Annotated in this window: 23 protein-coding genes; 11 read left to right on the forward strand and 12 right to left on the reverse strand. The window is 51.0% G+C overall.

What is annotated here, in order from left to right; translation table 11 throughout:
• Positions 1–14: 14 nt before the first annotated feature.
• Positions 15–740 carry a hypothetical protein gene (locus B157_RS0111000; protein ID WP_020603379.1) on the reverse strand — a complete coding sequence of 242 codons (726 nt, stop codon included), beginning with the start codon at positions 738–740 and terminating at the stop codon, positions 15–17.
• Positions 741–771: 31 nt separating this feature from the next.
• A complete protein-coding gene (locus B157_RS0111005; protein ID WP_041952038.1) occupies positions 772–2,850 on the reverse strand; it encodes a patatin-like phospholipase family protein in 2,079 nt (692 codons plus the stop codon).
• Between the two features lie 333 nt (positions 2,851–3,183).
• On the opposite strand from B157_RS0111005, the gene B157_RS0111010 reads away from it, so the two are divergent.
• The 5 genes from B157_RS0111010 to B157_RS38235 all read left to right on the forward strand — a co-directional run bounded on the left by B157_RS0111010 (position 3,184) and on the right by B157_RS38235 (position 5,658).
• Positions 3,184–4,074 carry a bifunctional 5,10-methylenetetrahydrofolate dehydrogenase/5,10-methenyltetrahydrofolate cyclohydrolase gene (locus tag B157_RS0111010; RefSeq protein ID WP_020603381.1) on the forward strand — a complete coding sequence of 297 codons (891 nt, stop codon included), beginning with the start codon at positions 3,184–3,186 and terminating at the stop codon, positions 4,072–4,074.
• A 30-nt stretch (positions 4,075–4,104) separates the two neighbouring features.
• Positions 4,105–4,545: a RusA family crossover junction endodeoxyribonuclease gene (locus B157_RS0111015; protein ID WP_020603382.1), complete on the forward strand. Its 441-nt coding sequence runs from the start codon at positions 4,105–4,107 to the stop codon at positions 4,543–4,545.
• Positions 4,535–5,158 carry a pPIWI-associating nuclease domain-containing protein gene (locus B157_RS0111020; protein WP_020603383.1) on the forward strand — a complete coding sequence of 208 codons (624 nt, stop codon included), beginning with the start codon at positions 4,535–4,537 and terminating at the stop codon, positions 5,156–5,158. The genes B157_RS0111015 and B157_RS0111020 overlap by 11 nt, the downstream gene beginning before the upstream one ends.
• A gap of 3 nt (positions 5,159–5,161) precedes the next feature.
• Complete coding sequence (locus B157_RS0111025; protein WP_041952039.1) at positions 5,162–5,419, forward strand: zinc finger, YgiT-type; 258 nt, start codon at positions 5,162–5,164, stop codon at positions 5,417–5,419.
• A 95-nt stretch (positions 5,420–5,514) separates the two neighbouring features.
• A complete protein-coding gene (locus tag B157_RS38235) occupies positions 5,515–5,658 on the forward strand; it encodes a hypothetical protein (RefSeq protein WP_020603385.1) in 144 nt (47 codons plus the stop codon).
• 133 nt (positions 5,659–5,791) lie between these two features.
• Here the strand turns inward: B157_RS38235 and B157_RS0111035 are convergent, their stop codons facing one another.
• From B157_RS0111035 to B157_RS0111050, 4 genes are all read right to left on the reverse strand, one after another.
• Positions 5,792–6,148, reverse strand: a complete 357-nt coding sequence (locus tag B157_RS0111035; protein ID WP_020603386.1) for an HNH endonuclease — start codon at positions 6,146–6,148, stop codon at positions 5,792–5,794.
• 148 nt (positions 6,149–6,296) lie between these two features.
• A complete protein-coding gene (locus tag B157_RS0111040) occupies positions 6,297–8,042 on the reverse strand; it encodes an alpha/beta hydrolase (RefSeq protein WP_020603387.1) in 1,746 nt (581 codons plus the stop codon).
• Positions 8,043–8,181: 139 nt separating this feature from the next.
• Complete coding sequence (locus B157_RS0111045) at positions 8,182–8,658, reverse strand: hypothetical protein (protein ID WP_020603388.1); 477 nt, start codon at positions 8,656–8,658, stop codon at positions 8,182–8,184.
• A 101-nt stretch (positions 8,659–8,759) separates the two neighbouring features.
• Positions 8,760–9,122, reverse strand: coding sequence for a hypothetical protein (locus B157_RS0111050; RefSeq protein WP_020603389.1), 363 nt, complete (start codon positions 9,120–9,122; stop codon positions 8,760–8,762).
• Positions 9,123–9,906: 784 nt separating this feature from the next.
• On the opposite strand from B157_RS0111050, the gene B157_RS0111060 reads away from it, so the two are divergent.
• The 5 genes from B157_RS0111060 to B157_RS0111080 all read left to right on the forward strand — a co-directional run bounded on the left by B157_RS0111060 (position 9,907) and on the right by B157_RS0111080 (position 17,006).
• Positions 9,907–10,500, forward strand: a complete 594-nt coding sequence (locus B157_RS0111060) for an RNA polymerase sigma factor (RefSeq protein WP_020603391.1) — start codon at positions 9,907–9,909, stop codon at positions 10,498–10,500.
• On the forward strand, positions 10,497–11,213 hold the full coding sequence (locus B157_RS0111065; protein WP_020603392.1) for a tetratricopeptide repeat protein: 717 nt from the start codon (positions 10,497–10,499) through the stop codon (positions 11,211–11,213). The genes B157_RS0111060 and B157_RS0111065 overlap by 4 nt, the downstream gene beginning before the upstream one ends.
• Positions 11,214–11,239: 26 nt before the next feature.
• Positions 11,240–12,799 carry a S8 family peptidase gene (locus tag B157_RS0111070; protein WP_020603393.1) on the forward strand — a complete coding sequence of 520 codons (1,560 nt, stop codon included), beginning with the start codon at positions 11,240–11,242 and terminating at the stop codon, positions 12,797–12,799.
• Between the two features lie 95 nt (positions 12,800–12,894).
• Positions 12,895–15,459: a CHAT domain-containing protein gene (locus B157_RS0111075; RefSeq protein WP_020603394.1), complete on the forward strand. Its 2,565-nt coding sequence runs from the start codon at positions 12,895–12,897 to the stop codon at positions 15,457–15,459.
• Positions 15,423–17,006 carry a DUF819 family protein gene (locus B157_RS0111080; RefSeq protein WP_020603395.1) on the forward strand — a complete coding sequence of 528 codons (1,584 nt, stop codon included), beginning with the start codon at positions 15,423–15,425 and terminating at the stop codon, positions 17,004–17,006. Before B157_RS0111075 ends, B157_RS0111080 begins: the two co-directional genes overlap by 37 nt.
• Positions 17,007–17,039: 33 nt before the next feature.
• Here the strand turns inward: B157_RS0111080 and B157_RS0111085 are convergent, their stop codons facing one another.
• The 6 genes from B157_RS0111085 to B157_RS40475 all read right to left on the reverse strand — a co-directional run bounded on the left by B157_RS0111085 (position 17,040) and on the right by B157_RS40475 (position 21,893).
• Entirely contained in the window at positions 17,040–18,113 is a 1,074-nt protein-coding gene (locus tag B157_RS0111085) for a TolB-like translocation protein (protein ID WP_020603396.1), read from the reverse strand.
• 83 nt (positions 18,114–18,196) lie between these two features.
• Positions 18,197–19,153 carry an SDR family NAD(P)-dependent oxidoreductase gene (locus tag B157_RS0111090; protein ID WP_020603397.1) on the reverse strand — a complete coding sequence of 319 codons (957 nt, stop codon included), beginning with the start codon at positions 19,151–19,153 and terminating at the stop codon, positions 18,197–18,199.
• An 82-nt stretch (positions 19,154–19,235) separates the two neighbouring features.
• Positions 19,236–19,817: a Crp/Fnr family transcriptional regulator gene (locus tag B157_RS0111095; protein ID WP_020603398.1), complete on the reverse strand. Its 582-nt coding sequence runs from the start codon at positions 19,815–19,817 to the stop codon at positions 19,236–19,238.
• 66 nt (positions 19,818–19,883) lie between these two features.
• Positions 19,884–20,768, reverse strand: coding sequence for an FtsZ/tubulin family protein (locus B157_RS0111100; protein WP_020603399.1), 885 nt, complete (start codon positions 20,766–20,768; stop codon positions 19,884–19,886).
• A 35-nt stretch (positions 20,769–20,803) separates the two neighbouring features.
• Positions 20,804–21,724: a restriction endonuclease gene (locus B157_RS0111105; RefSeq protein ID WP_026308632.1), complete on the reverse strand. Its 921-nt coding sequence runs from the start codon at positions 21,722–21,724 to the stop codon at positions 20,804–20,806.
• Between the two features lie 91 nt (positions 21,725–21,815).
• Positions 21,816–21,893 carry a hypothetical protein gene (locus B157_RS40475; protein ID WP_425423195.1) on the reverse strand — a complete coding sequence of 26 codons (78 nt, stop codon included), beginning with the start codon at positions 21,891–21,893 and terminating at the stop codon, positions 21,816–21,818.
• 11 nt (positions 21,894–21,904) lie between these two features.
• Here B157_RS40475 and B157_RS38240 point away from each other — a divergent pair, with 11 nt between their 5' ends.
• Positions 21,905–22,090, forward strand: coding sequence for a hypothetical protein (locus B157_RS38240; RefSeq protein WP_157618396.1), 186 nt, complete (start codon positions 21,905–21,907; stop codon positions 22,088–22,090).
• Positions 22,091–22,121: the final 31 nt, after the last annotated feature.

Below are 22,121 nucleotides of genomic sequence, written 5' to 3' on the forward strand. Positions count from 1 at the left end.
TAGTAAAGATGGCGTTAATTAAAATTTTTCAGGGCCATACTCATTTCTTTTACGAGTACATAAACGGTAAAGATTGCGAACGTAATCAGCACCAGATTCGCAAATCGCTGGGCCTGCACTATCGATTCCTGCGTTGATAGCCGTTCGGCAAGGGCAATAATGCCCAAAATAAAAACGCCGACAGACAGGATGGCGATTCCTTTGGTCCAGTAATTCTGATGCCACAGAAAAGGAACGAGCAGCAGCATCAGTAAGCCGGTAGCTTCCCATTTGATCCAGGTAAATACCGACAAACGGGCTAGTTCGGGTTGAAAGCTATCTTTTGCATTTTTCATAACTTTGTCCAGGATACCCAGCATTTGCACATTTTCCAGCACATCGAACAGACCGATAACAGGGGCCAGAACCAACGCAGCCGACAGCCAGCCAGACGGCATGGCCTGACCCACGCTCCACGTAAAGGAGAGTACAAAGAGCGTATAGGCCGCTATAAACAGAAAATCAAGTCGCGTCAGGTAACGTACCTGCCGGATAAACGGCCCGGCACCCCGCCCCGATGAATCAACGAGAAGTGTTCGTATCTGACCGGCATTTCTGGCAAACTCAAAGGATATGATTGCCCGGCTGGCAGGTACCGAATTGGGCGGTTTCAGGGTGCGGCTATGCACACCCGTCCAGATAGCAACGGCAATGGTCAGCAAAGCAAACAGGGCTGATAAGGAGTGTGAAACGACGGGCATAGAACAGTTGATTTAGCGAGCATCAGTCTGCTCATTTGTACAGCGTATTATCGATCATTTGCTGCAATTCCTGCTTATTGGCTGATGCCCGGATTTTGGTAGGTGACTCCCCGGTATTCAGGGCCTCCTGTTCCAGTTTGTATTTCTCCCAGTCAAACCGAATCAGGAAATCTCTGGCGGCCTGCGCTCCCCTGACGAAAAGTTGTACCTGCTCCTCGTCAGGCAAATTGAAGTTTAGCCAGTTGAAGCCCCGAACGTCTATGTCGGCCAGCCCCTGCTCAAACTGAGGATGGTTAATCAAAAAATCCTTATCGAAGTAGCCCCGCATGGTATTGATGATCGAACTGGCAATACCCTCAAACGAATCAACGGAGCGTGAATCAGCCGGTTCTTCATCCTGAAGTCTGGCACCGAACGTTGGCAGGCGGGGTACAATCGACTTGGTTGGGTTGAATAAATTAATTGGAAAGTTTGACAACGTTCCCCCATCGACGAAAACGGCTTCTGTGATATCGCGCCCTTGATATCGTACGTATTTTTTCCATTCAGCAGCCCGATAGGCCCTTTTAGGAACGTCCGGCACCCGAAAGGCTTCAAAGAAAACAGGAATCGCCATCGATGCCCGCACAAAATCAGCCGGACTTAGCAAACGGGCGTTTTTCCGGGCTTCATCGGTGTAGAAAAGCTTCCACATTTTAGGAAACACAATCTTGTTTTCAGTAGCGATTTCGGTGGTTATGATAGACAGCGGAGGGTCTTCCGGATCGTATTTGTCAAGCCCAGCCAGTTTATTATCAAAACCAACCTGACGCGAGTTGGTATCGTATCGCATTCGGTGCGATATGTTCTTCAGCTTCTTCTCTTCCAGATCAGCCAGCGTACTTACTTCATTTTTGGGGTTAAAAACATCAATACGCTTACCCGAATCGAGTTGTATGCTCAGTGGCTGATCGGGCTGGTCGGGCGCATGTACTTCCCCATTCTGCATCAAGTCAGCGATCCAGTTCCGAAACTCCTTTCCCGGGTTAATCCCGAAATTACTACCGCTGAAACGGGTCAGCAGGTATAGCCCCATCCCACCCACAAGCAGCAACAGAAAAAGTAACAAAGCAATGCCGGCTATGGATAGATAGCGGTATTCGCTCACATTGACCGGCATGTACGAAACGAAAAACAACCGATACCCAAAACCATCCACAACGCCATTGACCAGTACACTTCCCAGAATAACAGCATCAACAAGCTGGATAAATAACAGGTGATTTTTCCGGCGGGACACCAATACGTATCCCATTAAAAAGCCAATTGGTAGCAGGGCAGCAAACAGCCGATAGTGGCAGGCGGTGGGTATCCAGACGAATCCGTAGGCAAGAAGAAGTACTACCAGTACGCCTAGCAATGATTTCCTGAAATGAGGGCCTATCAGGTAATTTGCAATGACCCCATTACTAACCCGGCCTTTAGCAAACACAATACGGGCCATGAGGCAAGCCAGCAGAATGCCAATACATACACTGATCAGGCTGTTTCCCTCATCGTCCCATAATAACAAACTGCTGAACAGAATAAGCCACATACTGATAATCAGCGTTAGCTTAATGGAATTGAGTAAACAACGTAGATAGTCTTTGTAGTTAATCTGTTTTTCAAGCAGCCAGCGGGCAATGGGGTCGCCATCGACTAAGTCGAAGAGGTTTTTGCTGGCCAGATAATAAAGAATAATGGGCGATTTAGGGCTTCTTATATCAGCAGGTTGCACAACAGCCATCATGGCCGAGTTAATGGCCCCGGCACTGGTGCCTGCCAGTTTCAGAAACCGGATACCCATCCGTTCCAGTATATACGTATACCCCAAAAGGGCTATTCCGAGCACACCACCCCCCTGCTGCACCAGGTTTACGTACTGAAAATAGCGCGGCTCTTTGTTACCTGCCGAATCGGCTCCGACATTATCTTCTATTACATCCGATACTTTCTTGACGTTTCCGCCCGGCTTCATGACATCCGGATTAGCCTGCAGGTTTTCTATAATCTGCTCCCCTGCTTCGAGCATTTCCCTAAGCAGGTTATACGTTTGATTATGGTTCCGTTTCGTGTTGGTCTGATGCATAACAGGGAGCCGGAGTCGTTCTTTAATATACGGGCAGGTAGCCACAAGCCCACTCAACTTCTCTGACAAAGTACCGCCCCCCTCCCGTCAGTAACAATGGGAAAATTCCCGTATTTACGTTGCCTTTCCAGCCAATAAATATCACCTGAGTCACTCCATATTTTCGCGTAACCTGAAGCGGCAATTCAAATACCAACAATCATTTTAGTACCTTTATTTCTGAATCTTTACGACCTTTGTACCTTCTCTCTGCGTCTTTTCGCCGGGCCGCCGGTGCGGCTGATAGTACCTCTGGTATCCCCTTAAAGACGTTATGAACACTAGAACAACACTATGCAACTCCTTGACGGTAAATTTCTTTCGGCACAAATCAAACAGGAAATAGCGGCTGAAGTCGCCCAGATTCGCGAACAGGGCGGCAAAATCCCGCACCTCGTTGCCATTCTGGTTGGGAATAAAGGTGCTTCGGAAACCTACGTGGCGTCCAAAATGAAGAACTGCGAGGAAGTAGGTATGCACTCCACCCTCATCCGGTTAGACACCTCGGTTTCGGAAGAAGAACTGCTGGACAATGTGCGGGCGGTAAACGAAAACCCCGACATGGACGGGTTGATTGTGCAACTCCCCCTCCCCGACCATATTAACCCCGACCGCATCATGGAAACCATCGACCCCGCCAAAGATGTGGACGGTTTTCACCCCATCAACATTGGTCGCATGGCCAAAGGATTACCCGCCTATGTTTCGGCTACACCCCAGGGCGTGCTGGAAATGATCAAACGGTACGATATCAAGACCGCCGGCAAACACTGCGTGGTGGTAGGACGGAGTCAGATTGTTGGGCTGCCGATGTCCATTCTGATGCAGCGCAACACCTACCCCGGCAACTGTACCGTTACCGTCACCCACAGCCGTACCCAGAACCTGGCCGAGATTTGCCGTTCGGCCGATATTTTGATAGCGGCTCTGGGCAAACCCGAATTCGTCACCGCTGACATGGTGAAGGAAGGGGCCGTAGTGATTGACGTTGGGCTGGAGCGGGTGCCTGATGCCAGCAAAAAAAGCGGCTTTGCCCTCAAAGGCGATGTAAAGTTTGATGAAGTAGCCCCGAAAACCAGTTTCATCACCCCCGTTCCCGGTGGCGTGGGACTAATGACTATCTGCTCGCTGATGCAAAACACCCTGAAAGCCGCCCGGGGTGAGGTGTACGGAACAAATCAGTAATCTATAATCCTATCTCAAACCAAGTAAGACGTGTATAGCTTTATTATCAGCACTCGTCCCAAATCGTACAACAGCAAAAAATCTCTTGCTTATGAAAACCAGTTGAGGGTTACTTATTCGGCCAACTATCCGATTCATGTTCCTGTCGAAACAGACTTATACGGATTGGTTCATCACTTTTTTCGGCGTGATATAGGTATTGATGCCGATAACCTGAGTAAACCGGTCTGGGACGCATTGAGAGGTTTACTTTTTGCAGACGATAAGCAAGTGAAACTGCGTATTGCCGGCAGTTTTAACCTATCAACCAACGATTTCACAACCATAGACTTTTCCGGATTGTCGGGTAGCATGATTACTTCTTTGCTTGATGCTTTGCAGGAAGAAACTGATGAGCACATACTTTACGTTGAATGTGGTAAATTCACTACCGACATGATTAAGCTAAATCTGGAAAGGAATGGAAATTAGACAGCAATATCTGCAACGCTATCTTCACGACATAGCCATAGATCAGCTAATGGCAGACTATGAGGCTAAAGGCTATACCGTTCTGAAAGAAGAAAAAGTGGGTAAATACAAGGCAGATCTAGTGGCCAAAAAAGAGGATGAAGTAGTCGTTGTTGAAGTTAAAACCGGGCGAATGACACCACAAAAACGCCAACAGGTTGCCGACATTGGTGACTACGTTCGTACCCACAAGAATTACAAGTTTTTAGTCGTATTGGCAACTCCTCCTAAACCAAAGAAAATCGATATTCCAAATCTTGATCTATTGCTATTCCATTATTTGCTCAACCATCTCCCTGATAGTCTTAACGCATTATCTCCTCAAACACGTATTACTGATGTAGTTGACACGGCTGCTAACGAAGTCACGGTAGGTAGAGACGGCAGTATGGTTGTAAAAGGAATGGGAACGGTGGAAGTACAACTGCAATATGGTTCAGGTGACGATGAGTCAATATCACATGACGCTTTTCCATTTGATTTCGACATTGTCCTCAAATACAATCAAAAGCAGGAACTGATTATAGAAGATACGCACACGATTGATGTCGATATCTCGTCATTCTATGAATAAAGTATGGGAAACGAATCTGAAAACCAGAGAATCATGACCTGGCCTGACGAGACGCTGGTAGATTCCCGCGTTCGGTACATTCTGGACCTCGACGGAAAACTGCTTGTTTTTGAGGACGTTCCGGCCCGCGTCAACCCCGTTACGGGTGAGCAATTTTTCTCCCCGGCTACGATCCGCCAGATTCAGCAGATTGCGTTTTCGGCCAATGCTCCCGCCCGAACAATTGAAGCCAGCGTATACGACTGGGCTAACGCAGCCTGATTTTTTTTACTGCCCACCTGCTCGCTGATGCAAAACACCCTGAAAGCCGCCCGGGGTGAGGTGTACGGGTTGCCAACCCAGCCTGATAGACTATAGTGAGTGGTCAGATAAAGGAGCCCTACCAACGCAGCCACGGCGTTCATAAACCAGACGGCTTACTACCGTTCGGGCCTGAAATGGCCAGCGATGCTACCGAAATTCAGGTGAGCACCGCTGGCGTTCTGGATGCGGTCCGGTAGGTAGTTAACCAATTACCTGGTGGCATTATGAGCGTACTGTCGCTGCGGGAGCAGGGTTTCACCTACCAGGTTACCGCAGCATTTTCAGGAATGCAGGGGCATCCGCCCGCCCGGATAGTCGAGTGGCGTACTATCAGGGACGACTTTCTGGTCTGCCGACAATGGTCTCCAGCGTATTTCCTTTTCGGCCATTACAGTGCTGGCACATGGGCTGGTAATTGGCCAGTTCACTGGCTCCCCCCCTGGATTTGGGCAGTATGTGGTCAACGGTCATCAGTACGAAGCTGGCCGTGTACAGGTCGACGTGATGCCCGCCACTGGGATTAACCGACGACAGCAGGTGCACCCCTTCAACGCCACAACGCACGCAGACTGTACCCTTGCTGGCAAATACCTGTAATCGCCGGTGGTTCTTGTACCTGGTCTGTAATAGCTCAAAATTCAACCGCTTGAGCACGCGGTTCCCGTTCAGGGTATGCGGTAATTTCATAAGAATAGTCACTGGATCAGGCACAGAGGGTATTTCCCTACAATCTACCTGATCGCTCTATAATTAACCACAGCCCGCACTCGCCGGGCTGTTTTTGTCAGAACACCAATCATGAAAGCGAGGTTCAACGGATAGTCGACGGGTCTTTTTAGTACTTCCAGCTCGTTAAATCGGCGCCCGCCGGGTGGCTGTCTTCCATGCGTTTCAGCATTTTGTCGATGTACATCGTATTGTAGCGCAGTCGGCTGATGTAGTTAGGCACGTTAGGGTCGCCGTTCCAGCAGTGCTCGAACCGGTCACCGTAGGCTACCTCGCTGTTGGCCGCCGGATTCTTAACGTTTTTCAGGAAATCCTCCATCAGGTACACCGCATTATTGAGGTAATAATTGTCCATATCGCCACAGTAGATATGGATTTTTCCGGTCACTTTGGGGCCGAGGGTTTTCCAGTCGCGTTTGAGAATATGCATCAGGTCGAAGTGTTCGCGCCAGTAGTCGGCCACGGATTTATCGATGACGCCGGTCTTTTTATCCCAGATGCGTTTGGGGTAGCCATCCGGTCCGGCGGGGGAATACACCGCTTCCCAGATGTCGAACTGATCGCCGGACCGAGAGTGGGTGCCGAGGGCCAGTTCGCGGTGGTTGGTTTGTTCGAGCGTCGACTGAATCTGCCCTAAGTTGTTGCGGTGAGCAGGCCGGGGCGTTTGCCGGAACGGGCCTTCTTCATAGTACGCGTTTTTGTCTTTATAGAGATTAAACACCGTGTAGGCATCGAACGCGATGGGGTCAGGGCAGGCGGCAAAACAGCCGTTGAACTCGTCGGGGTAAAACACCTGCGCGGCCAGGGCTTCCCAGCCACCTGTGCTACCGCCGTACGTGAACCGCGCCCACCCCTGCCCAATACCCCGAAACTGCTTTTCGATTTCGGGCAGGAGTTCATACATGATAGCATCGCCGTAGGGACCAATGTTTTCAGAATTCACGGCATACGAATCGTCATAGTACGGGTTGGCGTGCTGGATTTCGACAATCAGCATCCGGGGAAAGTCTTTGCTGGTCCATTTCTGGTAAAAATCATACGCTTCCTGCGCCACAATTTTTTTATAGCCGTAGATATGGAACCGATCAATGTAGTCGGTGGTATCCATGTTGGCGGGTGGGGGCGTTTCACTGAAGCCGGAAAAATCGTCGGGGAAGTGGCCGTGGAAAATCGCGAGCGGGTATTTGGCTTCGGGGTGTTCAGCAAAGCCAGCCGGAATGAGCACGTTGGCCCCCACGAACATGGGACGGCCCCAGAACTCGGTCAGTTTCTGACTCTGTATTTTTATGTGTTTGATAAACTTCGTGTCTTTCGGGGCAGGGATAGCCGGATTCACCTGGTCCAAAACCACCGCAACCGACTGTTTGCCGCCCGCTTTCAGCGAGATTTTCTGCGGCTTGCTAAACAGATTTCCCGGAGCCGTACGCCAGTTTTGTCCCTCGCCCCGATCCATCGGCAATTTCACGGTGCGCCGGGTTCCATTGGGGCCGTTTTTGATTTGAAATGTTTCGTATTTATGGAGTACTGCCTGCACAAAGTACTCACCGGGGGGCAGTTTCGTAAGGCTTTCCTGCGGATAGCCATACGAACTCGCATCCACCACAGCCGCCTGACCGGGTTTTAGTCCGTTCACATCCACACCGAACACCTGGGCCGTTTCCACCGCATCGCTCACCTGCTGACGCGGCTCGGACGCGTTGGTTTTGGCCAGAATCAGCAGTACACGCCCGTCCAGCGGTTGGTTGCTTTGCGATGCTGGAAAGGAGACAGAGAAGGTGGTCGGTCCAATTCTGGACTGTCCATAAGTAGTGGTTAAAATCAGGCCACAAAAGAAACTGAGTAGCAATCGGTTCATCGCGTAGTGCCGGTTAAGTGAGTGCTTAAACTACGCAAAAAATGATAATATACAACAGCGTAGCCAGGCTTATAAGATAGCCCGGCCACGCTGTTACTTACAAAATAAGCAGGCACATAACAATTGGCCTGGAACACACTTATTGATTGCTCGTCAGCCGTTTTCCTTTAAAATTCGGCTGGTCGGGAGTGTCCTGTTTAGCTGGCATCTCCATGGTAATCCAGTTCGTTGCTGGCGGATTGATCGCGAATATCCGGGCAACTTTCTCATTCCGCTTGCTGAGTTCGACGGTATAATCACCAACCGGCAGGCCAGACAGGTCGAAGTTCCGGCGATAAAGCGCTATCGACTCGTACGCATCGTAATGAATTTTACCTTTCCCATCCCGAATCACAACCCGCACCGCACCACTTGTTCGATTATTGAAGATAACTTTAATGGTTGCGGGACGATTCGACAGTGGATATACATTGGCTTCGATTTGGTCTGATGCGTCGGCCAGTTTCAACTGACCATTGTACGTTTGGGCCATAGTAGTTAGAGACGAGGCCGACAGCAGGCAGGTAATCAGCGCGGCTAATGCGCTACGGTGTAGAATAATGCACTTGGTTTTCATTTGGGTATTGTTTTAGTTGTGAATAGAATTGATAATGGAACACTTAAACAGGTACGGTAAAGCAGTTAAAAAGAAGCGGGGCGCAACAACCTGAAAACGATTCAGGGACGAAAGACTGCGACTGTAGCCGGGGCAGGTCGGGCATTGAGCACCGAATAAAGTCGCCTGTTCAACCGAACGACAACGGCGCGTTCTTTCAGATTAAGTCGCTTACGGAGCAGCGTATCAGTACGGATCTCAAGCCATCCATCTGTATAAAAATGGACAATAACAGGCGTTTTGGCATTTTCTTCGACCACCCAAAATCCACCGGCGGGTGGCGGGGATGACCGCCTGAACCGGTTATGGAGTTGAGCCATGTGTGCTTTCGTCCCGGTACCGGTTTGGGGATGATTTGGATCGGGAATCTGCCCAAAAGTAAGTCTGGACGAAAGTGCCAATAGTGCAATCAGGTAAGTTTTCATAAAAAGAGGAAGGTTTATGATGTGGATAGATGAACCAGCCTGGTTTAGTGTACTGGTCTGCTGGTTAGTCGAAATAAAGGCGGCTATGGAAACATAGCCGCCTAAATAATTAACGATACGCTTACGCTGAAGGGAGCCCTTTGCTTATGGCCTGCTTTGCCCGGAAACTTCAGACCTAACTTAACGTGAATACGGGATTAGTTTTTGCCCGTATTCAAATTAACCAGAAAAATAAGGCTGTTTTCACGCTCAGTTCTGATTAGTAGCAAACTCCACCCGCACCGGCGCGAACTCAATGCCGACAATCCAGGTATCGTCGTTACAGTTATTGTCATCGCTGATGTCGCCCACGATGGTAAAAAATTTCACAAGGCGCGTTGTAGGACACTTGGGTAACACTCGCATTGCCAGCAGCCCCCGTTGGCCCGGCTGGACCCGTTTCGCCGGGTATACAGACGGCAAAGAAGAATGCGATGGTCAACGCTATCAGCAGCGGACGCAAAAGTTAGATAATTGTGGCGTGGAACATGGTTATAAAAGGTTGATTGTGGATGTAGCCGAATGGCCGGTTTGATTTAACTGGACTGAAAGAGACGTACTGATTGGTAACGATAAATGGGGAAGTAGTCATTTTCAGGCGGATGGGGTGAATAGAAGCGAAAAGATTCGGATATACACATCGATGCTATCCATTAGTCACAGGGTTAGACGGGTATGGAAACAGGGGTATTATTATTTTAAAAATTCTATTTTTAATGTACCTTTCTACCTTCAACCACACGCTATGAGCCTTTTTTCCAGACACTTACCGGATGCCGATATCATTGCTGGTATACAGGCTGGAGGCTCCACCCGCCACAGCATAGAAAACCGGTTCTACGAAAAACACCTGTTCATGGTTCGGGCGGGAGAACGCAAGCACCACCTTGCCTACGAAGACTGCGTTTCGGCCTACGACGATGCGATTCTGGCTGTTATTGACCACATCAGTACCGGACGTTTTAGGGGCCAGTCCAAACTGGAAACCTATCTCTATCAACTATTTACAAACAAGTGTGTTGACCAGATCCGAAAAAAAACGACTAACCGGGAGCAGGTTCACAACGCTATGTCTATCGACGATTCACTGTTGCAATTACCCGATTTGGCCCATACGGTGGTGCAGCAACTTATTACGCAAAATGATGCCGAGAAGCTACACCAACATTTACAACGTATTGGTGACAAGTGTCGACAGATGTTACTGGCCTGGGGTGAGGGATACAGCGATGAAGAAATTGCTCAACAGATGAATTATAACACGGCATCCGTAGCCAAAACCAGCCGACTGCGTTGCCTGGAACGATTGCGGGATGCGTATAAACTGACAAACAAATGAACGATCTGGACACCATCGACAACTACTTTTCCGGACAATTAACTGGCCCGGAAAAGGCGCAGTTCGAGCAGCAGATTGTGACTGATCCCAATCTGGCGGAAACCGTAGCCTTCTATGTACAGGCCCGTCAAACCGCCCGGCAGCAGGCGCAGGCCGGGCGTAAGGCCGAGTGGGCTGCACTCCGGCAACGACAGGAACCTGTGAGCCAACCCGTTTGGCGGCCCATGTCCTACGCGGCTGCGGCCTGTGTTGTATTACTGCTGGGTTTATTCGTGTTCTGGCCAAACCCATCGGCTCCAGCTATAGCCGACCGCTACATTCAGGAAAATCTCACCACCCTGTCCGTAACGATGAGCAGCCAGCCCGATACGCTTCAACTGGCCCGGCAAGCCTACAACGAAGGGCAGTTTACCCAAGCCGATACGCTGATTACTACCCTGCAACAGCGGGATGCCGTCAACACGGATGCGCTAAAATTAGCCGGGCTTGTTTCCCTGCGGCAGGATAAGTACGACAAAGCCATCGAGCAGTTTCACCGCCTGAGTCAGCGCACCGATTTGCGGGCCAACCCCGGCCTGTTTTACGAAGCCCTGGCCCGCATGAAGCGTAATCAGCCTGATGATAAAGCCACCGCCCGGCAGTTGCTGAACACGGTTATCGACCAGAATCTGGAAGGCAGAAAAGCCGCGAAAGAGTTGATTGACGAGTTATAAAAATGACCTGACCATCTCTCCCACTTATGGAAACTACACCTAACTCTGAAGACCCGAATCTATCCCATCCAGGCCAGCAAATTCAGTACACGCTGGCACCTGTTCTTTTCAAGGCACTATACGCAAAACGGTATAGTTCCAAGCAAACCGGTCCCCCTCCGCCAAGTAAGTCCTTGTTTCCAGGCAGTATTGTTCGCCAGGGTTTGTTGATAATCCCTGAGGAATATATTCTGGTTGAGAAAGATGAAAATCTTCAGTTGTACAACCTGGGCGAAGGAGGAGTTTTCACACTCGACGTTGTAACTGATAATGTGTTCGGAAAGTTGAACCGGCCAAAGATAAAAATTATCAAAAACCGGCGGTGTGTTGGTGCTGAAGAGAAAGGGGATGCTAAAAAGGCAGGATGTGATGGTCGTACACTTTTACTAATCCGCTCAACCGTATCGCTTGACCCGTTGAGCCTGCTTCCGGACAACACTGAATTGCCATTATTATCGCGCGGTAAAGCCGTCGGTAAAATTCATCCCGGACAGGGTGATTTTACGGGGAGCGGGCATGAAAACGCTCAGGGGCGTGGCCACGAGAACGCGCAGGGACGTGGGCATACCAATTGCTACGGATCAGCCATTTATGATGATATGGAGAGTCTTGTCAATAGTAATCTGGTTGTCACGGCCGACCGGCTGAATACATCGGAATGCGCCCCTATTGTTGCCGTGCTCGACACGGGTATTATTTACACCGAAGAATCGCCCGAAAAGCAGGAGTTGACCTCCTGCCGTACAAATCATACGGGCTGGAATTTTGTTGACCCTGATACTTTGCCGCAAGATGACCACCCGCATCATCATGGTACTCGCATTGCAACCATCATTCGTCAACAAAGCCCAAAAGCTAGCATTGTGCCGGTAAAAGTATCAAACCAGGATAATGTCTGTACGCTTTACGATGTACTTTGTGGCCTGGAATATTCAAGGGTTATTGGCGCGAAAGTAATTAACGCCAGCTGGTCATTCCCCGCCAGCAGTGAAACGCCCATTCCGCTACTTCGGGCGGCTATTGAGCGGTTTGATGGTTGGTTTGTGTGTGCAGCTGGGAACACCAGCCAGTATTTTCCAGACGTAAGCAATCATGGAAATCCCTTACCCCTGGGTGCTGATAATCATTACCTCTATCCAGCCTGTTACAGTTGCACGATTGACAAAGTAATTACGGTTACAACTGCTATTACCTTTCGTTTGCCCGATGCACGTGCCTGCCCTGCTGGTGAACGTATAAAATGGTTAGATGTAAGACAGGTGACTGAAAACCGGTCCAACCTCTTTGTGGATGTAGGCGTAATAGCCAATGCTCCCCTGCCGGGAAGTGTAACAAATCGAGGTTTTCTTACCAGGGGCTTTTCGCCATCCGATGGTTCATCGTTTGCCACCCCTTGTATTACGGGTGCTGTGGCAAACTTTTTGGTGAAGCACGAGAACCCTCCCCTGCCTGTTACAAACCATGCCCTGCTGAAAAAGCTTGCCCCTAAAACAGATGCAGGACAACTGGGCAAGGATATTAAAGATGGTCGTTTTTTTATTATATAGCCTACCCTATGACTATCAGGCTTATTTGTTGCAGTTTAGGCCTACTGGTGAGTACCGTAGTCCTTTCTCAGCCAAAACCTGACTCTACCCGTATAGTGGCTACTATCGAACAGGCACGTATATACTATGATGCCAATCAGCTTCCCGAAGCGATACACACGCTCACCCCCCTTGTCCGCGAATACCAGAAAACCCCACTATCGTCCACCCTGCGCCCTGTCGATAGGCTAAAAGCGTTCTACCGGCTCGCGTTTTACCAAAGTAAACTGAATGAATTGTCGGCCTCGCGGCAAACGGCCATAGCGGGTCTGACGTTGGGAAATCGCTACCCGCATTATTTCTGGACCGCCGACCTGTACGGCCTGATTGCTTACCTCGATAATACGACCGGCGATTACGAACAGGCTGCAAAAATGGGCGAACGGGGTGGGGAACTGGGACAACTGGCTCCCAACACCTATAGTGCAGCAAACGGTTTTTTTGAACAGGCCAAAGCCCTGCGGTCGCTTGAACGTTTTGACCAGGGGCATATAGCCATCGACCGCGCTATCCGACTGGCTGAAGCGGACAATAGTATCCCCTATGACTTGACCCTGTATTACAGTTGCAAAGCCACACTATATGTGAAACAGCAGCAATACCAAGCAGCTGAAACCTATTTCAATAAGGCAATTAAATTGAATAACTCTTTACGGGATGACCAGGGGCTGGGTGACAACCTGACCGACCTGGGTCGGTTTTATTTTCAGAGACGGCAATACCAGAAAGCGATACCCGTCCTGGAAAGCGTGATACGCATACACCCTATGCCCCATGCACGGGCAAGAGCCCTGGACATTCTGTCGTTGGTATGTGAGCAACAGGCCCGGTACGAAAAAGCACTGGATTACAATGAGGCAGGGCTGAATCAGCTGCTTGCCGGCACGTCTAGTAAGCGCACAGGCAAACTACTCCAGTCACCCCAGCTCCGCATTGCCCCTCATCATGACTATCTGTTCGATTTGATTCAACATCAGGCCGATACCTGGTTCTATTGGGCTTCGGCCACCCAAAACAACCCCACCCGGCTCCGTAATGCGCTCCGCACATACGCCCTGGCCGATACCATGATTGACTTTATGCGCTGGGAACATACCGGGCAACAGTCCAAACTCTTCTGGCGGGGCAAAACCCACCGACTCTACGAACAGGCCATCGAAACCGCTTTCCGGCTCAACGATGCAGCCAGTGCCTTCCGCTTCATGGAAAAAAGTCGGGCCGTTTTGCTCAACGACAAACTCAATGAACTGGGTGCCAGCCGCCAGCTTGACCCTGCTCAATTCGCGCGGGAACAGCAACTCCGACAGCACGTAGCCGACTGGCAGGCCAAAGTCGCCACTGAAAAGCCTAATACCCCCATTTATGCCAAGTATCTCGATAGTCTGCGTACTGTCCAGGAACGGCAGGAAGCCTTTGTGCGTGAACTGGAACGCACTAACCCGGCCTACTACCGCTACAAGTACGACAACCAGACCATTCCACTAAGTCGGGTGATAGACCAGCTTACCAATCGCAAAGCCTCCCTCCTTACCTATTTCATTGGCGACAGCACCCTCTACGCCATCAGCATTACCCCCAACGGCACCAAACTCCTGCGCCTGCCTGCAACGGCCTATACCAAACCAGCCGCTGAACTGCTGGCGCTTAACGCCAACCCCGACGCGCTCAACCGGCAGTTTACGCATTACCTCACCGTAGCCAACCAACTCTACCGCACATTGCTGTCTCCGTTGAAGCTGCCACCCGGCCGGGTCATCGTGTCGCCGGATGGGGTACTGCTGCCCTTTGAGGCCCTGAGCACATCGGCCACCAAACCCGATTTTCTGGTGAACCAATACGCCTTCAGCTACGCTTATTCGCTGAATCAACTGTTTAAAGAAACGACCGATACGGGTAGAGAAACGAGTTGGTTTGGGCAATCGGGGACATTTCTGGGTATTGCGCCAGTTACGTTTTCGGCCCGACTGGGGCAGGTTCCGCTGGCGGGTTCGGATGCGGTGCTGAGCCGAATTGGCGGGCAGTTTTCGACTCCCGCCCTGCTCACCGGAGTGTCAGCAACGCGACGGGCGTTTAGCGGGCAGGCGGGGCAATACCGCATTATCCAGTTATTTACCCATGCCGATGCCGACAGTACCGACCGCGAACCCACACTGTTCTTTGCGGACTCTACCCTGCGCCTGTCGGAGTTGACCACCACCGGGCAGTTGCCCGCCGAACTGGTCGGTTTATCGGCCTGCAAAACGGGTATTGGGGCCAATCAGCGGGGCGAAGGGGTATTTAGTCTGGCGCGGGGCTTTGCCTCATTAGGCGTTCCGAGCGTATTGACCACGCTCTGGAACGTCGAAAATCAGGCCACCTACGCCCTTACCGAACTCTTTTACACCAAACTGGCGGAGGGCTTACCCAAAGACGTAGCCCTACAGCAAGCCAAGATTGCCTACCTCGCCAATGCGGACCTATCAGACCAATTACCCAACCGATGGGCGGGTTTGTTGCTCGTCGGCAATGCCGAACCGATTAAAAAACAACTGCCTTACACTAGTTGGGTCGGTGGTTTTGGCGTAGTAGCGGGTCTTGGGGGGGCATGGTGGATCCACCGTCGCAGGCAGCGGCTTCACTGACCCGGGCCTTGCGGTTCCTCTCCCGTTACTTAGCGAAACCCCTCCCGTTTTCGGTAGTTTGGCCAGGTCGGGTGTACATCGTATTGGTAGCAGGTCGTATTGCTCATACCCTTATATTCGTAGCCAGACTTACCCTACGGCATGAAAAAACAAGTACCCGACCTGTTCCAGCATTTCCTCTTTCTCCTCCCCTTCCCAGTCCTGATAAAAAACCGGGAAACGGATCGTGTGGCATCTGGTTCAGCAGCGCGAAACCACCGTACATTGCCCGGCCGATTCCTGATAAGCAACCCATGAGCCAGCCCCTCATCACCAACGATGCTATTACGCTCGGCCTGTTCCTGGTGGTTCTGACCCTTATTTTTACTACCTCGCAGTCCGAACGTCCCTTCTGGCAACGGCTATATACATACATGCCGTCGCTGTTACTGTGCTACATTTTTCCGGCTACGCTGAATAGCCTGGGCATCATTTCGGGCGAGCAGTCCAGTTTATACAACGTAGCGACCACCTATCTGCTGCCAGCAGCTTTGGTACTGCTCACCTCCACCGCCGATTTACGGTCCATTGCCCGGCTGGGCAGCAAAGCACTCATCACCTTTTTATCCGGTACGGTGGGGATAATTATCGGTGCCCCCATTGCGTTTTCCATCGTTATGGCCCTGATTCCCGGCTTCCGCGAACAGGCTATTGCGGGCGAGTACTGGAAAGGACTGGTGACCATTTCGGGGAGCTGGATTGGGGGCAGCAGCAGTCAGCTGGCCCTGAAAGAGATTTATGGCTGTAGTGAAGCACTCTTCGCCGTGGTACTGGTAGTCGATGCGGTGGTTTCGACCAGCTGGACGGCCTGCCTGATCTGGGGAGCGGCTCACAAAGACAAAATAGATAGCTGGCTCCACGCCGATACAGCGTCCATTGAGGAAGTCAAACAGCGCATCCTACAGTATAAGGAAACGCCCGACCGCCCGGCTAATCTGCTGGATTTGAGCACCATTTTGGCTCTGGGCTTTGGTGGAGGAGCCGTTGCTCACGGGCTGGCCTACGTAATTTCATCCCGGCTGCAACCCTACAAAATCGCGCTGGCGGAGTACGGACTGGACCCGTTCACATCCAACTTCCTATGGGTCGTGATGCTCTCTACTACGCTGGGTATCATTCTGTCGTTCACGCGCCTGCGCAAGCTCGAAAAACTCGGCACCACCGACCTGGCCACCCTCTTCGTTTACTTCCTGATTATGACCATTGGGATGCGACTCGACCTCTCCAACCTGGGCGGTAACATGGGCCTGTTTCTGGTGGCGGTTATCTGGATGCTTATTCACGTACTGGTCATGCTGGTAACGGCCCGTATCATCCACGCCCCTTATTTTTTTGTGGCTGTGGGCAGTCAGGCCAACATTGGCGGGGTGTCCACAGCGCCGGCAGTGGCCTCCATTTTTCATCCGGCGCTGGCCCCGGTGGGCGTATTGCTGGCCGTACTGAGTCACGTACTCGGTACATACGGCGGCTTGCTCACCGCCTGGCTCATGCGACTGGTTGAGGACTAACTAAACAGCTAATGCTTTCGGGGTTGGTTTGGACTAATTCACCGTCGGCACCCCTACCCGGTACAAGTCGAAGCCTCCTTTACCGCCGGGCCGGTTGGAGGAGAAAATCATTAGCTGGTTCGTGTATGGTTCGATGCCGGTCAGTATGGGCCGGTACTCATCGCTGCTGGTGTTTATGGCAGGACCAAAATTAACAGGTACCGCCCAGCGACTGCCATCCCACTGGCTGTAGTACAAATCGTACCCCCCATAGCCACCGGGCCGGTTCGAGGTAAAGACCAGTCGGTTACCCGAAATGAACGGACATTTATCATCGGCCGGCGACGACAGTTCAGCCACGCGCTCGGTGGCTGCGTCGGTTAGGGTGATTAATTGATTTTGTAACTCCGTGGGCGCAACAGCGGGCAGGGTCGCCTTAAAGATATCGAACGAGCCACCCCGGTTCGAGGTGAAGTAAACCGACTTAAAGTCCTTGTCGAAGGTCGGATAGGCATCGTCGGCGGAGGAATTCAGGAACGCAACCGGCACCGGGTCCGAAAACGTCTTGTTGGCGGTAGCCGTTGTACTGCCCGGAATGGCCGATGCACCCGTTGGGTTATTGCGGTAGTTATGCGTCAGGTACATGTCAAGATTACCGGTTCGGTCGGAAGCAAACAGCATCAGGTATTCGCCATAGTGCCGGTTGAAACCATCTTTGATTAAATCCCGCTCGTACGACTGAATGTATGGCCCCAATTCATTGGCGTTGGAATTCGCTTTGCTGGCGGCCCAGCCAATGGGGGCCAGCTCCTGCAACACACTCAGGCCACTGTAGGGGGTATAATCGAATGAAAACAGCCCGGAACGTAAATCGAACGAGTAATTGAGCGACTCCCGGACGAAGTCGAAATCGCTTCTACCACCCCGTTTTGAGGAAAATGTCAGGGCCGATACCGCACCTACGGTTTGCAGGGCCGAGTTGTAATCATCATCGACCGAATTGATGTCGCCCATATTCTCAACTTTTTCGGGAAAGGCCACTTCATCGTACCCGTGCAGTTTTTGTTTCGCCGGATCACAACCCAAAAACAGCCCAAGCAGGCAGCCACCCAGTAGTACGCGCTTCATCGTTCCTATCGTTTTTTTACAGGACCCGAATGTATCCAAAACCGTTGGAATCACAAACCCGGCAAATTGATTTCAGGCAGCCATCAGGCCTTCTTCATCACGGATACCTCCGCAACCAACTGTTTGCTGGTTGTCCATAAATCCTGTGCTTTCGCCAAATCATACGAATCCGGCGACGATGGTTTCTCCCGCCGGTCGCCCGGCCGATGGAAGTAAAAGTACTTACCCCTTACATCAGCAAAAGCGGGGTCGCTGATTAATCCGGCCAGCAATGGCCCCGACGTTTGCACACTACCAACTCCGGGCAACAGCCGAAGCACGGGTAACACATTAGTCCAAACCCATTTCAGCAGGCCGCTTTGTTGCCGGGCAAGGCCGGAACCGGGCATCAGGCCGGGGTCGTAGGCATTGACAGTCAGGTCGGCGCGACCCAGTGCGGGCAGTCGGCGAATGAGTTCGTAGGCAAACAACAGATTCAGGAGTTTCGAGGTAGCGTACCGAATTGTGCCTGTCACAGCGAGTTTACGGGTAGTCGGTTCAGGATACGCCAGTTCCCCGGCGGTTGTATAGGCTGGAGGCAACACGCCTAACGCCCGCGCAAAAGGATCATCGGGGTAATGCGTCCCGCTGCTGACAACTACGATTCGGCCCTGCCGGGCAAAATGAGGCAGCAGCAGCGTAGTGAGCAGAAAATGACCGAGGTGATTAACACCAAACGTCATTTCAAACCCGTCTGCCGTGTATTCGGTGGGTCCAATAATTTGCAACCCGGCGTTGTTGACCAGGCCCAACAGGGGTGGCAAATCCGTTCGGCTGGCGAACGCGTTCACGAACTGCCGTACCGATGCCAGCGAAGCCAGATCAAGCATCATGGCATATACGTGTTGATTATTGGTCGCCCGTCGAATGGTGCTGGCAGCGTTTTCGTTTTTTACCTGATTACGGCCTGCCAGTACGACTGCGTAGTGCTGCCGGGCCAGCGTTTGAGCCGCGTAGTAGCCAAGTCCCTGCGTGGCGCCGGTAATGATAATCGTTTGCATAGTCAATGGGCTGAATGTACCCTGCAAACTTCCGGTATCCGACGTTCCCGATTTTTACCATTTGGCAAAAAATGAGTTCTGTTCAGGCATGCTCTATGGCCAACTGCTTTCGCAAACGGCTCAGCGAGGGCAGCGTAATCCCAATGTACGACGCAATAATGCCCAGCGGTACCTGCTGTACTACGTCAGGCTGTTCGGTCATCAGGCGGATGTAGCGGGTGCGGGCATCTTCATACAATAGTCGGCTGCGTTTCTGTACTTTCTCCATCAACGTCCGCTCGGTAATGCGACGAACAACGTCCGGCCAGACTGAAATTGCGTGTACAAGCCGCTGATAACCGTCATAGCTGATAACCCGCGCCTGGCAGTCGGTACTGGTTTGTACACTGACAACAGTTGGAATCTGCTGACCGAAACTCTCCGGATCAGCGAATAACTGCCCGGCACTAACGAAGTAGACTGTTTGCTCTTCCCCCGCTACCGGCTCCTCAAAAAGACGAAGAATACCGCGTTCCAGAAACCAGATGTAGCGATCAACTTGCCCTACCTGTAGCAGAAACGCGCCTTTTCGGTACGTTTTTGGCAAGAACTCAGCCTCAATCAAACGCAGTTCATCCCGGCTAAATGAATGCTGGGCCAGTAGGTAGTCGTGCAGATGCGTCATGGTTTCCTGGGTTGTCTATCACACGAACAAGGATTGTTTTTAGTCCTCAAACCCCGTTCTTTATTCTTATTTTACCTGATCGAAAGGCATGCCCATTAAAAGCGCTACACTTATTCCTTCACCCAACATGGCATCCGTTACGGCACCAAATTTAAACAGTTTCACCTCTCTGCCAATGAAGTCGCTAATGCCGTTTGATATTGCCACTTGTTCGCGTAGCAGCAACGGTTTTTCTTTACCGGTGCTTGTAATCAGCAGGATGCGGTCAACAACGGGTCCGCCCTTTGTTTGCGCCTGTATCTGACCAATCAGCGCATTAACCGTGTCAATCGCCCGGTTATCTCCCTTTCCAGTTGCGGTGGCCACCGCCATACGGGCCTTCCCAACCACTTTTTTAACATCCGGAAAGTCAGCCGTATCAATAGTCGATTCGCAGAAACTAGCCAGTATGCTTACCGAAAAGGCTACTTGTTCGACCCGCTTAAGATAGTCTTCCTGCTCCTGGGTACATATCCAGACACTATCCGCCTGCTGTTGCAGGTTAAGTATCATGCGATCAACCCGTTTTCGTTGCTCAGGGTCAGTATCCGGGTATAGGCCAATCGTAGGAACCGTTAACTTTCCCTGTTCCTTAAAAAGTTGAATGAGTAATGCCATCTGGCGGTACTCGTCAGAACTACTTAGATCAGATATGATAATGGCCATCTTGCCGGGTAACTCCGGATTGCTAAGCGCGTCTGTCAGATGCCACCTGGCTTCGTCGTCGGGTCTGTTGGTCTCAAACAGCACCTTGTTAGGCGCTGCAGAAGCCCGCAATACATCGGCATCACCATGGCAGATGAGTAAACTGGCACTGTAGAGTGGCGTTTTGAGGAGTTGATTAACCACAGCCGCCCCCATTTCGCCTACACCAACAATGGTCAGCGTTGGCACTTCTTCGTCGTCATACATGGTATAGGTTATTTAGTCAGAAGCGTTTTCGTTTTTTACTCGTCGAAGTAATCGTTATCAATCCGTTTGATTTCGTACGTCTGCTGAACGGTTACACCGAGGTTATAATCAATCATGAGCTGGGTTAGCTCTTCCCCGTCAATCAGCACAATCTTGGTTTCGTTGCGGGGCGCGTAGTCTCTGGCTTCTCTGGTGAAACTGGATGTGGTAATAAAAACGCCTTTCTTGGCTCCCTGTCCTGCCAGTGCTCCAACAAATTTATGCAATTCCGGACGTCCCACTACGTTTCCGGGTGCCCATTTTTTAGCCTGAATATAGATTACATCAAGTCCGAGTTTATCTTCCTTTATGGTTCCGTCAATACCTTCATCGCCACTTTTACCAATGGCTTTACCCGCATCTTTAATTGACCCTCCGTAACCCATTTTAACGAGTAACTCAACGACCAGTTTTTCAAAAAAGGCGGGAGACAGAGAAACGATTTTACTCAGAAGATCCTGAGAAAGTGTTTTACGAATGCTTTGATAAACGCTGTCCAGCGTTTCATCAGGTGTTTGAGTTGATACTTCGTCGTTCGGGTGGTTTATTTCCGCCGTACCATTCTCATCACGCTTCGGCGATTGAAAATCAACATACTCGGGAAATTGCCGAAGAAATGCTATGTTAATTTTAGGTAGCCTTTGCTCTAGAACCTTTCTCCCTCGTTCTGTTCTTTTGAAGTAAGCACGTCTGGACGACTCAAGTAAACCCGCTTTTAGTAAATGGGTTTTTGTCCATGAAACACGATTTTCAAATATCCGTTGAGTTCCTGACGGCAATAATTCTTCCCGTTCTAATTCAGAAAGCCCAAACTCATTAGCTAGAAACCCTACGGCTTCTCGCGTTGTATGTTCATTCCCGTCGTTACTGAACTCCAGGAACGGCAACATAATAGATTGAAAGTCAGGGATAGGCATCGGTATGAATTTAGGTACACAAAGATAATGCCGATGTGATTAAGCAATCATATGACTGTCTGAAAAGAGGGGGAACGTTCTGTAATCTCCTCTACCCCTCAATTTTCCTTTCCAGGAGCGCGTAGCTTAAACTTTTGCCGTGGGTGTCCATGGTTAGGGAGGTGGTCATGGCACCAGTCAATGCTTGCTGGCACACGACCTGAAGGGCGGGCAGGCTGGGTGGTTCGCAACTACGCCCAACGGGGGATTGATCAGCCCGGAAGAGGGCTGGGACTTACATTTTTTCAAATCTGGGTATTTCGCCCAACGACCACCGGAGCCGATGACGCGGAGGGGAGGTGTACTCCTGCCGTCGTTGGGCTATAAAGGAACCGGTTGTGTCCCGTCATAAACGGGC

It is taken from the genome of Spirosoma spitsbergense DSM 19989, from assembly GCF_000374085.1.
Taxonomy (GTDB): domain Bacteria; phylum Bacteroidota; class Bacteroidia; order Cytophagales; family Spirosomataceae; genus Spirosoma; species Spirosoma spitsbergense.